At 36.6% G+C, this 16,271-nt stretch carries 4 protein-coding genes; all 4 read right to left on the bottom strand.

Annotation, left to right across the window (positions count from 1 at the left end):
- Positions 1 to 21: 21 nt before the first annotated feature.
- Positions 22 to 4,806 carry a T9SS type B sorting domain-containing protein gene (locus DVK85_RS00460; RefSeq protein ID WP_114676546.1) on the bottom strand — a complete coding sequence of 1,595 codons (4,785 nt, stop codon included), beginning with the start codon at positions 4,804 to 4,806 and terminating at the stop codon, positions 22 to 24.
- Positions 4,807 to 4,974: 168 nt separating this feature from the next.
- Positions 4,975 to 7,605, bottom strand: coding sequence for a T9SS sorting signal type C domain-containing protein (locus DVK85_RS00465; protein ID WP_114676547.1), 2,631 nt, complete (start codon positions 7,603 to 7,605; stop codon positions 4,975 to 4,977).
- A 266-nt stretch (positions 7,606 to 7,871) separates the two neighbouring features.
- A complete protein-coding gene (locus DVK85_RS00470) occupies positions 7,872 to 12,458 on the bottom strand; it encodes a T9SS-dependent choice-of-anchor J family protein (RefSeq protein ID WP_114676548.1) in 4,587 nt (1,528 codons plus the stop codon).
- A gap of 446 nt (positions 12,459 to 12,904) precedes the next feature.
- A complete protein-coding gene (locus DVK85_RS00475; RefSeq protein ID WP_114676549.1) occupies positions 12,905 to 16,147 on the bottom strand; it encodes a T9SS sorting signal type C domain-containing protein in 3,243 nt (1,080 codons plus the stop codon).
- Positions 16,148 to 16,271 lie beyond the last annotated feature (124 nt).

A 16,271-nucleotide genomic window follows, 5' to 3' on the forward strand; every position in this document is an offset into this window, starting at 1 on the left:
GTATATATAGCTAACTATAGTTTATCGTATTAAAGAAAAATGAGCTTTAAACTCTTTACTGTTACCATCAGATGAAATATAAGAAATGGTAAACCAATAATCTGTAGCTGGGAGAATTTCGCCATCAAATGTGCCATCCCAACCTACTGTACCAGGTATAACAGACCCTACTACTTTACCATATCTATCAAATATATAAATATTAGTATTTGATCTACCTCTTAACCCTTCTATAAACCAAGTATCGCGAACACCATCGCCATTAGGGCTAAAGAAGCGTGGATAATTTAGTGCATATATTACTTCAGTAGAAGAGCCACAACCGTTTTTATCTCTCACAGTTACACTATACTCTCCTTGTTCTATACCTGTAAATATAGCTTCGTCTTGAAAAGCACCATCATTCAGTTGATATTCATAATCACCTGAACCTCCTAAAACAGTAATGGTTATTGACTGCCTACGGTTAAAGTCTTCGCCTACTACTACATTTACTATTGCCTGAGAAGATACCGATACAATTGCTGTAGCACTACCCGTACACCCTAATGCTATATTGGTTACATCTACACTATATTCTCCTGGTTCAGTTACCGTAATATATCCATCTGTATTGGGCAACTCTGTACTGCCATTATACCAAACAAAACTATATTGGTCTATCGAGAGTCCTGTATTTAATTCAGCATTAGCATATTCTCCTGTTTCTATATCAAGACATATAAAAGTATCAAAAAGTTGTGGTCTTGGTGCACCTACTATCCAAACAGATAACTCGGCTACTGCAGCACATTCATTAGGATTTTGTACTGTATAATATACAATTACATTACCCGATGAAATAGCTGTTAATTCGCCCGTATCGCTTATGGTAGCTCTATCTTCATTACTTACTGACCACGTTCCTCCTATAGTGGCATTTGTAAACTGTGCTGTACTTGTTTCACAAACCTGCAAAGGTCCATCTATTATACCAGGGTCTGAAGTTGCTAACTGAGGGTATATCTCTACAGTATCACTAGCAGTACAACCATCTAAATTTCTTACTGTTATAGTATATATTCCTGGTACTAGGTTAGTAAAAACAGGACTTGGCTGAAAAGATATATTATTTATACTGTATTTAATCCCCTCTCCTACTGGTGCATCTACCGTTATAAGACCTCTCGAATTATCGCAATCAGTCTGCACTACATTTAGGGTAGGTACAGCTGGTACCTCGGGAGCGTTATGTATCGTTAAAGGCAATGACATTACTGTACACCCCACAGCATTTTGTACTGTTACATTGTAAATCATTCCAGGTGTTAAACCTGTAAAATCAGTATTCGATTGATAATTTATTCCGTCTATACTATAAGTAAGTCCCGCCCCTATTGGCGATGTAACTGTAATAGTACCTGTTGGCGTATCGCAAGTAGGTTGTATTGCAGTAATAACAGGTTGTTGTGGTATCGTTAGCGAAGAGCTTATAATTATAGGGTTAGTTACAGAGATACAACCAACGTTATTTTTTACAGTTAGAGTATAACTACCTTGTGCTAAACCTGAAATTACAGGGTTTGGTTGAAAATTAATACCATCTATACTGTAAGTAAGACCTACTCCAGTAGGACTGTTTACTGTAATTGTACCCGTAGCCGAACCACAATCAGGTTGCGATACTGTAACATCAGCTATCGCTGGCATATCAGGTGCAGGATATACACTAATAGAAGAACCTGCTATACAGCCATCTGCATTTTTAACCAAAATAGTATATGTGCCAGGTATGAGCCCTGTAAATAATATTCCGCTCTGGAAAGTAATACCATCTATACTATAAGTATATGATGCTCCTAAAGGCGAACTCACTGCTATAGTACCTAATGCTGTAGAGCAGTCTGGTTGTACTGCCGAAAGCTGTGGCGATGGTACAGGTGTTAATGGTGCATCTATATTATAAGTAGCAGAAGTAGAGGAACATCCGAAACTATTCATTGCTATTATTGAATAACTACCTTGTAAAAGTCCAGAAAACACATTACTTGCCTGATAATTAACACCATCTATACTATATGTAAAACCTGCTCCTACTGGAAAGTTTACCGTTAATGTTCCTAAAAGTGCGCTACAACTAGGTTGTGTTACAACTACATTAGGTACGGGCGGTGTAGGCGGCTGCGAATTAACCTGTATACTGGTCGTAGCCATACAGCCATCTGTATTTTGTATTGTTATGGTATAGGTATCTGGCAAGACATCATTAAAAATAGTACTAGACTGATAATCTATACCGTTAATACTATAGGTATATTGTGTACCTACAGGAGCATCTATAGTAATCGTTCCTGTAGCTACTGTACAAGTAGGCTGTATTACCGAAACTTGTGGTGTGGGTACTGGTACGGGGGCTAAATCTATATCGAAATTTCCTGAAGTAGAGGAACACCCAAAACTATTCATTACTGTTACCGAATAACTACCTTGAGAAAGTCCAGAAAAAACAGTACTCGCCTGATAATTTATACCATCTATACTATAAGTAAACTCTGTACCTATAGGCGAGCTTACTGTTAATATGCCTGAGAGAACATCACAATCGGGTTGTGTTATAACTACGTCTGGTGTAGGTGGTGTAGGTGGTTGTGGGTTAACTAATATATTAGTAGTATTCATACAACCATCGGTGTTTTGTACTGTTATAGTATAATTACCTGATACAACATCATTAAACACTGTACTAGACTGATAATCTATATCATTAATACTATAGGTATATTGAGCTCCTATCGGAGCGTTTACAGTAACTGTTGCTGTTGCTACTGTACAAGTAGGTTGTGCTATAGCTACATCAGGAACAATAGGTGTTACCAATACAGGATCTATAATTGCAGAGTCATATTCTGTGATACAACCTGTAGCATTTTGCACATAAAGCGTATATGTACCCGATGGTACTGTTGTAAATACAGCTTCTGGCTGATAATTAGTTCCATCTATACTATAGGTATAGTCTGCTCCTAATGGGCTGTTTATAGTTATAGTACCTGTAGTTATAAAACAATCAGGCTGCACTAATGTAAAATCAGGTGTACCTGGTACTGGATCTATAGTTATTGGTACGCTGCTATTACCAGCTGTATTACAAGAGTTAGCAACAACTGTATAAACTACGTTATAATCACCAGGGGTACTTGTAGCAGGATCTATTTCTCCCGTTACAGCATCTATAGTAAGACCACTTTCGGCGGTATAAGTACCTCCTGCAGTAAATCCTGTTGCGGGCTGTGGCTGCACTTCGGTACTGCCAAAACATACTGATGCAGGCAATGTAAAATCGGTAACAGGGTCACCAAGACCATTTACTGTAACAACTATAAGCGCTGCAATACTTTCGCATCCAGTGGGTGCTACCTGACTTACATAATAATTAGTAGTTCCTACTACAGCGGTACTAGGTACAGGTGGAGCGCCTGCAAACCAACTAGCAGTATTTCCTGGTAATACCTCTGCTGTAAGTGCAGTAGCTGTTTCGCCTTGGCAATACACTACGTTTGCTACTACAGGTGGTGGTACAGAGTCTCCTGAGAATGATATTTCGAGTGTAGTAACACAATATTGTGTAACCCAATCATAATAATAAAGTCCTTCTGAAGTAAAACCTGATATAGTTGTACTATTACTTGATGCATCGGTTATTGTGGTAGTTGACGGGTTATCACTATGTGCCATCCATGTACCTGTACCTGCTGCTTCTACACTGGCTATTAAATCTCCACAATCCATATAATACGGGTTAGGCGAAAGTATACCATTGTTAGCTGTAAAGGTTATAGCATCAAGATAATTACCTACACTCGCGCCTCCTACACTAGAAACTGATTGAAATATAAAACGAGTCACGGTTTGTCCGGCAGGCACATCATATGTACCTGTATTATAACTCCATGCGGTATTACTTGTAGTTACAGAGGCTCCTACTGGAGTATAAGGACCGCCTGGTGGTCCTGCTAAAAGCTGACAAGTATCTGTACCCTGACGACCGCGATGGGCAAAACCATAAGAAAAGGTTGTAACTTCTGGTGTTTGGTAATCCTGATATACACCTGACACTAAATTTGCATTAAGTTCTATAAACTGATTACCACTATAAGCTGGTACATTTTCATAATTAGGAACAGGCCAAAACTCCATCATTTGGTCTGATGCCGTTGTACGCCAACCCTGTACTACATTATGATTAAGAAAAATAGGGTAATTAGTTACAGGAGGAGGGGCTGGGGACTCAAAATCAAAATTAATTGTCGTAATAACACAGTCAGACTGATTATTATCTGATGGCGGCGGCGGTGTAGTAACACACACACTAAATGTTGTTGCTGTAAGCGAAGGAGTTGTTGTATTGAAATAAAGTCTTAGTTTATATGTTTCTCCTACAGTAAGTGAAGTAGCATTTATTACATTATTAATACTGCAATATACCTGAGTAAAAGTACTACAATCTGCTCCTTCATAAATTACCATTGCTACTGGTTGGGGTGTGCCAGTAAAATTAGAAAGAGATACTGTATGTGATGTTGATGTTGCCACAAACTGATACCAAATATCGCCTGTTGTAGCAACAGTACATGTATTGCCCTCTGGTGAAACTGTGGCAGCAGAAAAAGATGTTGTAGCTATACTTGTACAACTTTGCCCAGAGTTTACTGTGAGTACTGTAGCATTACCACACTCATCATTTACAGGAACAAAAGTTGTTGCATAGGAAAAAGTATTCCCTACTATAAGAAGTAGAGTATATAAAAACAAAGTATTTTTATTCATGGTTAGGCAATTTGGTATTAAAACTATGTTAAAAACATAACATAAACAAAATACCCTACCTCTATTAACAAATAAATCTTAAAAAGTTATAGTTTTATGTTCATAAAAAACAAAACTCCCTTTATCAAATTGATAAAAGGGAGTTGCTATAAGTATCTCTTTTAGTTTTTAATAAACTACTTTCTTAGTTACAGTACCTCTATTAGTAGTAACATTCACGATAAGCACCTGCTGATCAGAGTTTAAATTACTTACTATTAATTGGCTTGCATTTACATTATTATTAGTATATAATGTTCTTCCTCTCATATCATAAACATTTACTGCTGTAATATCAAGTGTACCTGCATCAATGTTTATATCATTGTTAGTTTGGTAAACTACTACTTCGTTAGGATTAAAGCCTGAATTTTTAGTACTAAGGTATGCCTGATTGTATACTATTGCAAACCTGTTATTATTAGTACCTGCTTGTGTAGTAAAACTATACCCTCTATCATTAAGATTGATAAGTTGCCCTGTTACATAATCGATAAGGTAAATATCCTGACCTTCTGTAAACAATCCATCTACATGATCAAGGCTTATAGTATAGTTACCTGCCCTTTCGGCATAAAAACCTACAGCTACACTGTCTGTTATAGCAAATTCAGGTCTTGCTTGTACAGTTAAATTAACATCGTTTGCTATTGTATATAGCTCTACAGGGTTACCTACAAGGAGCATTTTACCGTCCCAACCATAATCAAGACCTAAAGTCATATCAGGATTATAAACAATTGACATTTGACTAAATTCACCTTCAGTGGTAAGATTTAACCAAATACGAGAACTTTTTTGTACTTGCTGTTCTACCCTAAAAAACTGACCATTGTTTACCGGCATACGCATAGCGTTGTTGAAAGCAAGTGAACCTGCCGTTGCTTGAACAAAAAAGCCTTGACCTGGATTTATAACCCAATCGTCTGAATCCCCTATAAATGTGCTCGAACCTGTATCGCCTCCAGCTGCTTCATTAGCAGTATAAGCAGCAAGGGTTATTGTAGCATAAGTAGTTGCATCGGGATCATTTCGTTTTCTCCAGAAATATAACGCTGACCCCTCATCAATTACACCTGTATTAGCCGCATAAAAAGCTGCAATATTTATAGGTGACGGATATGGATTACCTACAAGGTTATAACCATTTAATGCTGTTTCCATAGGTACAGTTATTGTACCGTTATTTACCTCTCCTTCAAAGATACCTGTCCAAACTTCACCGGGTGTTTCTTCGTCTACAAAATCAACATGGTTATTTGGTGTGCGTATTAGGTATCCGTACCCAGGTTTAAAGCTATTTGCCCCTGGTGCTATTGCTGTATAAAGATCTGTTGACTCATCATAATCATAAAAACGATTGGTTAATGTTTGTGGTGAAAAAGCTAATAAATTTTGACCTGTTACTGGAGCAGACCATAAAGAATAATCAAGTCTATATAATGGTGAGCTATTTTTTTGTACTTGTAACGCTACACTATTAACTGCGTTTGGGTTGGTTTGAATAAGGTTTGCATTATTTTCTATTATAAATGCTGCTGCCGACTGTGTATTGTTTATCTCATTGGCTACTATAAGATTTGTACCCGAAGCTATTACTACAGATCCTCCTGGATTTATTAACATGGTAGATGAGGTAAACTCTCCTTCGGTTGCAGTATTATAAGCCCCCTCTATTATAGCCTTATCAATTACGCTAGGTACAAAACCCGCTGTCCAAACAGCGCCATCCCAAACATTTTCGATCCCCGTTGTTAACATTATAATATTAGAGTCTTCAGAGGTATCAGAATCTGAAACAGCCCTTACTCTATAATAATAATCAGTTTCAGGGTTTAAACCCGTTACTTCATAACTTGTTACACTACCTACATTGAGGTCTTCATAGCCTGTAACATACGTACTAAAATCAGAGGTTGCGCTAACATCGAGCCTATAACTTGTAGCAGCAACAACTAAACCCCAGTTAGCAGTAAAGCTTGCACTAGAAGTATAGGTAGCTGCGGTAGTTACGGGTGTAGTAAGCGCAACATCGCCCCCTAAAGAAATATTATCTATATATACTCTTCTTGATGCTTGACTTGTACTAGTAAAATGTTGTGCTACTCCAAAGTATGATGATGCTGTATAGGTATTGTCAGTTATTGTACTACCCGCAGCAATTGTAGGGGTAGCATCATATGTAAAACCTTCTGAAGTATATAGTTGCCATTCTCCGCTTTCGCTTCTTGTAATTCTAATATTTAAGCCTGCTTCTAGCGCACCATTCCCATAAGAAGTAGTAGATAATTCTCCTAATTCAATAGCTTCTCCAGCTCCAGGTTTTTTCCATAGTTCAATCTTATCACTAGAACCTGTTACTCCTAATTCTAAATAATAACCAGACCATTCTGCTGCTGCAATATCTCCCGAAAAAGCTACATCAGACATTAACACAACTGCAATGTAGTTTGAGTTACTAGGGTTAAAGTCTCCTGTTGCTAAAGAAAATTCCCATTCGCTAACCTCTGTACTTGCCGTCATTAAAGTTATATTACCTTGATTTACGCTTGCTGCAAGAAAAGAACCATCGGTAGTTGCACTTCCTTCAGGAACTACACCATCGGTAATAACAGTAAAAAAAGATGTATCGCCTAACCAAGTAGGATTTGAGGTAAAATTACCATCAGTAAAGTCATCTGTTTGTCCCCATACGGTTACTCCAGATAAAAACAACGCTGCGGAAAATAAAATTTTCCTGAAAAGTGATTTTTTTAACATGGTATATAATGTTTAGTAATTAAGTTGGACTCTAAATTAACTCATTATCAATCAAATAAAATCATTTTTTACATTAACTTAACAAAAACAAAAAACCATATTTAAATAGTTTATAATAAGTGCCTATTTTAGTATTAAGCTAAATAAACACCGTAATACTCTTGCGGTTTAAACTAAACTTATACTCCTAAAAACATAAAAAGCCTGCGCTAGTGCGCAGGCTTTTTTATTATACAGAAAAGTTATTCCGAATATTATGATAATAATTATCTAACAATTTTCTTGGTTACAATACCTTTATTAGTAGTAATATTAACGATTAACACTTGCTGTGCAGACTCTAAATTACTCACTATCAATTCGCTTGCATTTACATCATTATTAGAATATAATGTTCTACCTCTCATATCATAAACGCTTACTGCTGTAATATCAAGTATACCTGCATTAATGTTTATATCACTGTTAGTTTGATATACTACAACTTCGTTAGGTGTTATAGCAAAATCATTACTATCTAAAGCTTGTATAGTGTAAATAATCTCGAAACGTTCATTAAACTGTCCAGCCTCAGTACTAAAAGTATAATCTGCTGCTTTAAGGTTTATTGTTTGCCCTGCTACATTATCTTTTAAGTAAACATCTTGACCTTCTGTAAATAATCCATCTACATGATCTAAGCTTATTGTATAATTACCTGCTGTTTCAACATAGATACCTAAAGCTACTTGGTCTTCTGTATCAAACTCAGGTCTTGCTTGTATAGCAAGAGTAATATCTTGAGCCATTGTGTATATTGTAACAGGACCATCACCTATAATAGATTTACCATCCCATCCGTAATCTAAATCTAAGGTTGTATTAGGATTATATACTATTGCAGTTTGACTAAATTTACCTTCAGTAACAAGGTTTAACCATAAACGAGAACTTTGTTGTTGTGCTTCTTCTGTAGTTCTAAAAAACTGATTATTGTTTACAGGCATACGCATAGCATTATTAAACACTAAAGATCCTCCTGTTGCTTTTACAAAAAATCCTTGTCCTTGGTTTATAACCCACTCATCTGAAATTCCTGTAAAAGTTCCTGAACCTGTGTCTCCTCCTGCAGCACTATTAGCAATATAAGCAGCTAGAGTTATTGAAGCATAAGTCGTTGCATCAGGGTTATTTCGTTTTCTCCAGAAATACAATGCTGAACCTAATTCAAGTGTACCTGAATTGGCTGCATAAAAAGCAGCTATATTTACAGGTGATGGGTAAGGATTACCTACAAGGTTATATCCGTTAAAAGCCGACTCCATAGGTACAGTTACAGTACCATTATTAGGCGTTCCTTCAAATGTTCCTGTCCAAGTCTCTCCTGCTGTTTCTTCATTTACAAAAGACACATGATTGTTTGGCATACGTATTAGGTAACCATAACCTGGCTGAAAGTTATTTGACCCAGGCGTTACTGCCGTAAGTAAATCGGTTGACTCATCATAATCGTAAAAACGATTGGTTAATGTTTGTGGTGAGAAAGCTAGTAAATTTTGACCCGTTACTGGAGCTGACCATAAGCTATAATCTAACCTGTATAATGCCGAGCTATTTTTTTGTACTTGTATATCTCCTGTATTTTCTACATTGTTTACCTGTATAAGGTTAGCGTTATTTTCTACAATGAATGCCGAAGCATCTATATTGTTTACTACCGCTCCTGTAATAGTAATGTTATCACCTGAGGCAATTACAAGACTACCACCTTCATTTATTATAAGTGTAGCAGCTGTAAATGTACCATCTTCGGCTGTATTATATGCTCCTTCTATAATGGCTGCGTCTATAATGGCTGGTGCACTACCTGCTGTCCAAGCATCTCCATTCCATACATTCTCTACAGCTGTAGTTACTTCTATTTCATTAGAGTTTGCAGATGTTTCTGATACAGAAACTGCTCTTACCACATATTTATAATCTGTATCGTCTTCTAATCCTGTTACTTCATAACTAGTTACATCGCCTACATTTAGGTCTTCATACCCTGTAACAAATGATGTAGTAGTACCTCCCTCGGAAGTATGGCTACCTAGATCGTCTACATTATCTACAGGATAACTATCCCACTCACTATTACTATATGATGTAGACGGCCCCATTACTGTTGCTTTTCTTCTTAGCGTAACATCTTCATTTCCTGCACCTACTTTATCAATTAATATAAAGTTCTTATATAAGTTTACATCTTCACTTCCTGTAAAATACACCGCTGTATTTGCAGAACTATATGGTAATAAAACATCTGCTGCAGCTAGTGTTGCTGCTGAGGCTCCATTACTCGCTACTACATAAGTAGCACCATTTGCTAATGTACCTGAAAGAAGGTATTTAGTATCATTACCTCTACTGATAGCATATTGTGATAAATCTACACTACTACCTGTACCATTATAAATTTCGATAGCCTTATTATTCCCTGGGTTATCTCCCTCTACATATTCAGATATGATAAGATCTGAAAGGTCAGTACCCTCAGTTTGTGTAGTAACATCAAGTCTGTAGCTTGTAGCGTCATCTACAGCATTCCAGTTTGCTGTAAAACCAGTAGTTGTAATACTTGTAGCAGCAGTAGCTACTGGTGCATAAAGTGGTGGTGCTACTTCTGTTATAGAAATATCATCTATATACCAATTATCCCCATCATCTTGTTGCATTACAAAAGCCACATATACGGTTTGTCCTTCATAAGCTGTCAAATCAACTGTTCTTTCGCTATAACTATTCGAAAAATCAGATTCACCATAATTTATTACCGTAGTATAAGAGTTATGATCTGTTGGGTTACTCGTTGCTATTTTTATATAATATTCTCCATCATAGTCACTACTATAGTCTTGACTCTCTTGAAATTTAAGTTCTATAGTACCACCTGTTTCTGGAAGCACAATACCTGGAGTTACTAACCAGTCTTCGGCTAATCCGCCTGAAACATTTTCATATTGTACATAAGCTGTACCTTCTGACCCGTTATAAGTATCCGATGTTATACGCTTCCAATCTTCACTTGTACCTAAATTATTTGTACCTCTAAAAGTTGACCAGCAGTTAGCTGGGAATGTTGCATCTTCAAAATCTTCTGAGAATGGTAATGTAAACTCTCCACAAAGTGTTGTAAATGTTACATCGTTACCATATACTGTACCTCCTGCACTCGTTGCATAGGCTCTTGCATAATACTGTGTGCTTGATGATAACCCTGTAACCGAAACAGTATAGGTACCCGAACCGCCTGCTACTGCTGTATAGTTAGTAACACCAGAACCGTCTATTACTGGGCTAGATGATGTGCCTATTACTACACCACGTGCCGTTACTGTAGCACAACCTTCATCTGTTACATCTCCGCCTAGTGTAGCTGAAGCCGTAGCAACATCAGAAGCTGTACTTGTAGCTACTGTTGCGCCTGTGTTTACACCCGTACCCGATACAGCAACATTTGTAGTAGCACTTGTACCACCACCTGTTATTGTAATATTATCGTTATACGATTGTACCACTGTTGGTGTAAAGCGTACAAAAACTTCTTCTAGCAGCTCACCTGCACCATCGGCAGTATAAGTAAGTGTTGTGGTATATGTACCATCTGTTGTGGTAGATAGTGTATATCCTGTAGGAGCCGTTACCACAACATTAGCTGTAGTAAGATTTTCTCCATATAAACCGAAAGAACTTGTTGTTGCTGTTGTATTAATACATATATCGCCAAAAGCTGTAAGCGCATCTGCCGATGTAGTTGGTGCTGTATTAGGTAGTGTTTCTATTTCGGCACCATCTGCGCTTTCTGTGGTTTCTACATTAGCACCATTTCTTGCTTTTGTATAAAAAGCATATTCTGTTTCAGCGGTAAGTCCATTTACTGTTATTGCGCTCCACTCTGTAGCGGTATGCCAAACTGCTGTAGCACCTAGTGTACCGTCAGACTGAACATAAACATCATTCCATAACTCATATATTGCATACTGTGTAGTGGCAGGGTTACCATCTGCTGCTCCTATAGTTATATCGGCAGTAGTAACACTCACGTTACTTGCTACTGGTGTAGTAGGCACTGCTGCCAATGTCCAGAAGGCAACATCGTCGCCTAGCTCTGTACCGGCTACGGCTCTATAATGGTATTGTGTATTTACATCTAGAGAAACAATCGCTTCAAAAGCAGCATCTCCTGTTACTGTAGCAGGATCTCCCGCCTCTGTACTGCCATAACTTGTTGTAGTACCATACTCAAACGATACTGCTGTAGCATCTCCATTAGTTATACTACCATTTAATATTGCCAAATCTGTATCTACATCGCTAACAGCTTCTGTTGTTACTGATGGACCAGCAGGTGCTCCTGCTGTCCATGATATATCATCAATAATAGTTCTATTCCCACCACTATTCACTAATTTAATTGTAACATCCCCTGTTATATTTACATCTACACTAAAAGTGGTAGCAATGGTATTTGATACTGTTATATTACTACCATATTGCACATTATTTACATATACCTTAAGCGTAGAATTTCCACTAAACACACGAGCATATTTGAAACTTAATGTTCCTATACCTCCTATTGTTGTAGTATTTGTTAATATACTAGTACGAAGGGCTATGGCTTTACCATTAAGGCTTTGATCTGTTCTGGCATCATTAGCAGTCCAACCTATTCCATCGTCTCCAGTCCAAGTTCTTGTAGAATAACTGCCAGAACTAGATCCTAGATTAGAAAAAGATTCTGACCCTTGCCCCCAAGACATTACCCCCATAAGCAAGAATGCCGTGGTAAGGAGGATTTTTGTTACGTGTAATTGTAGATTTTTTAGCATCTAAAATAAATTAAATTATGACTAATTGTACGATATTTATTCAATGTGCAAATATATTCATAATATTAATACCTACAAATTAAATTCTTTACCTATTCATCACATTATCATTAACTTAATGTTAAGCCGTTTAACATTAACCTAACAAATAATTAATATTTAAGTAATATAAAATTAATAAAAAACCACCTTTAAGGATGCTAATTGTTTAATTATCAATTGATTATATATACTATTTTTGTTTACACTACAATTATATAAGCGTTACAAAAAAAGCTTCTTGTTTATGTAGAAAAAGAGAGGCTACTACACCATGCCTTTACATTTATTTAAACCACTCTATTTAAACCCCTTAACACTCATAATCTTTTATAACATAATAAAGCCTATACTATTAGGTATAGGCTTTACTGTGGTAATAACTATTTTTTTAGAGTATCTCTATTTTACAGTACTACTTTTTTGGTCACCACACCTTTTGCAGTAGTAATATGTAGTAGCACTACTTGTTGCTGCACATTACAGTCTGTAATGGTAGTTACTGTAGCATTTATACTAGGCTTGGTATAAATAAGCCTTCCTCTAAGGTCGTGTATAGTAACTTGATCTATATCGAGGTTGCCAGCATCTATAGTTATGGTTCCTTCTTTTTGGTAAACTACTACGTCATTAGGCGTTATAGTAAAATTATTACCATCTAAGGCTTGTATGGTATAAATAATCTCGAAACGATTCGTAAACTGCCCTGTTTCGGTAGTAAAGGTATAATCTGCTTCTTTAAGGTTTATTGTTTGATTTGTTACATTGTCTTTTAAGTAAATATCTTGACCATACAGAAAAACACCATCAAAATGGTCTAGACTTATAGTATAGCTGCCAGGAGTAGTCACTTTATACCCTATAACAACCATATCTTCGACCTCAAACTCTGGACGTGTTTGTATAGCTAACTCCATATCCTCTGCAATAGAATATAATGCTACAGGACCATCATCTATAAGTGCTTTACCATCCCAGCCATAATCTATACCTATTGTACCTTGACCAGTATAAGCTATTGCTGCTTGCTTAAATTCGTTTTGGCTTCCTGTAATATTTAACCATAGTCGCGATAGTCTATATATTTCTTGCTGCTCTTCTGCTTGTCTAAAAAACTGTCCGTTATTTACTGCTCGTCTCATGCTATTTTCAAATACAAGTGTACCACCGCTACTGGCTTGCACAAAGAAACCTTGACCAGTGTTAATAACCCAACTTGAAGGGGCACCCACAAAGGTTTCTGATCCTGTATCGCCTCCTGCAGCCGCATTAGCAGTATATGCCGCCTTGGTTATTGTAGCATAAGAACTCACACTATAATCATTTCTTTTTCTCCAAAAATATAATGATGAACCTGGGTCGATAACGCTAACATTTCCATCAAAAAAATCGTGGATATTTATGGCTGATGAATATGGGTTACCTACAAGGTTATATCCATTAAAAACTGATGCTACAGGTACAGTTACAGTACCATTATTTGGTACACCTTCAAATGTACCTGTCCACGCTACCCCTGGCGTTTCATCATCTACATACGCAGGATGATTGTTTGCAACACGTATAAGATAACCATGCCCTACTGTAAAATCAGTTATTTCAGGTGATATTGCATTATATAAATCTGTAGTTTCATTATATTCATAAAAACGATTAGACAATGTTGATGGAGAAAAATCTTTTAAGTTTTGCCCAGCAACAGGCGAAGACCATATTGTATAATCTAACCTATATATTAATGAGGTATTTTTTTGTACTTGTATTGCACCTGAGTTAACCGCATTTGTAATTTGAACCAAGTTAGCATTATTTTCTACCAAAAAGTTTCCGCTTACAACAGTAACAGCTCCATTTAAAGTTATATTATAACCGGACGGTATAACAACCTCTGCATTATTATCAATATTAGCAGTACAACCAAAAAGGTTTGCTTCTTCGTTATAATCTCCTGTAAAGTATATAGTAGTATTTATGTCTGGCACACCATTACTCCATGTAGCACCATTCCATGTTGTTTCTTTTATTGATAATGCTACTGCATCAGTAACTACATCTGAATATGTATGATTTCCTACATTTGCTCTAAAATAAGTTGTCTCATTTATAACACCTATAGTTGCACTATCTAATGTACTACTTGTAACAGCTATTGTTGTAAATGTTGTAAAAGTAGGATCTGTAGAGCGCTCCCATGACAACACATTTCCTGTAAACCCCGTTAAAACCAAATCAGGCGGTAGTGTACCCTCGCATACATCTTGTGCTCCTGTTATTGTACCTGCTACTGGCATTGGCTCGACTACAATTTGTGCAGGAACAGTTTTAGTTGCTCCAAATTTGTCTGTTGCTGTTACTAAAAAATTATATGTTCCTGCTACGGCTGTAGAAGGTGATATTTCATCTCCTGTGGCTGTACCATCTCCTGACCACGAATAAGTATAAGGACCATTACAACCTGTAGCTTCTGCTGTAAGTGTTGCATCATCATCAATAGCATAGCTTCCTTCTCCTGTAACATCTACATCAAAATCACCTTTTACTACACTAAATAGGTTTAAATTCTGTCCTACAGATACATCTACCAATGTAGATAGTCTAACAGTAATTCTATCGACAATACCTGGAGTTATACTTACAGATACAGGAGTATTAGTAGATAATAAACCTAAAACATCTACAGAGAGTAATGAAACAAGACTGTATGATGCTACTTGAGATGTTCCGTTGTATGCTATGATTTGAATATTATTCAAAACCCCTACCTCTAGTAATGCAGGCGGTACGAGAAATTTAATTTGATACTCATCATCAACTGCCGATGCCCCTTCAAAATATACTGTTTGAGATACTGACGCGGCAACACCTAATATACCAATATCTAGTTCAGAGTAATTAGTAATATTAGCATCTATAAGGAATTCAGGATTAGTCACTGCTGTTCCACCAAGATTAAGTAAACCTACTGTTAACCCTGTACTATTATATGACGTATAATTAGCAACGCCACAATCTGCACTACCTGTAATATAAAATGCGTCATACACATTAAGGTCTTTTTGTGTATCTACCCCCACAAGAGATCCTAATGAATTTGTAATACGTATTCTATTATAGGAACTTTGCGGTGTTATCTTTAAAAAATAATCTCCAGAATCGTCTATAACAACCCTAAGTTCTGAGCTTGAAAAATCTGACACAACCCAACTATCTTTTGTAAATATAGTTGTATCATCATTTTTAACCTCTACAGAGATACGCTGATTACCCGACAAAACCCCGCCTGCTATATCAGAAAGTAATTCTCCTAGACTACCACCTAATAAATAAGAAAGTATATCATCTTCCATATCTATTTTAACATAAGACGTAGTGTTTGCTGTAAGTGTTGAAGCAAACTCAAGCTCTATATAACCCGAATAAGCTCCTGCTCCACCTGCAATACCAGAATTAGCTCGTACAGTAGCTGCCGTAGAAAGATTTTCATCTACAGCTTGGGCAACATTATCTACATACGAATCATTAGGAGGGTTAGGGTCTGATGCAAAAGACGAAACCGACTCTGCATAAACTTTAACTTGCGAAAAAGCAGCAAGAATGGGAAAGAAACAGCATATACATAGTAATGCTAATTTAAGTTGACCTTGTTTCATAGTGAAAAAATTTAGTAATTAATATTAATAATCGTGTTAGATGGATTTGAAATTCAATTTTTAACTCACAAATAGCTAAAACATTGATAATCAGATATAAATATACGAAATATAAAATCAACAT

It is taken from the genome of Flavobacterium arcticum (assembly GCF_003344925.1).
In the GTDB taxonomy this organism is placed as follows: domain Bacteria; phylum Bacteroidota; class Bacteroidia; order Flavobacteriales; family Flavobacteriaceae; genus Flavobacterium; species Flavobacterium arcticum.

Excerpts from the sequence above, each read along its gene's own strand:
- DVK85_RS00465 (WP_114676547.1), bottom strand. The coding sequence starts at position 7,605 with ATGTTAAAAAAATCACTTTTCAGGAAAATTTTATTTTCCGCAGCGTTG.
- DVK85_RS00470 (WP_114676548.1), bottom strand. The coding sequence starts at position 12,458 with ATGCTAAAAAATCTACAATTACACGTAACAAAAATCCTCCTTACCACG.
- DVK85_RS00475 (WP_114676549.1), bottom strand. The coding sequence starts at position 16,147 with ATGAAACAAGGTCAACTTAAATTAGCATTACTATGTATATGCTGTTTC.
- DVK85_RS00460 (WP_114676546.1), bottom strand. The coding sequence starts at position 4,806 with ATGAATAAAAATACTTTGTTTTTATATACTCTACTTCTTATAGTAGGG.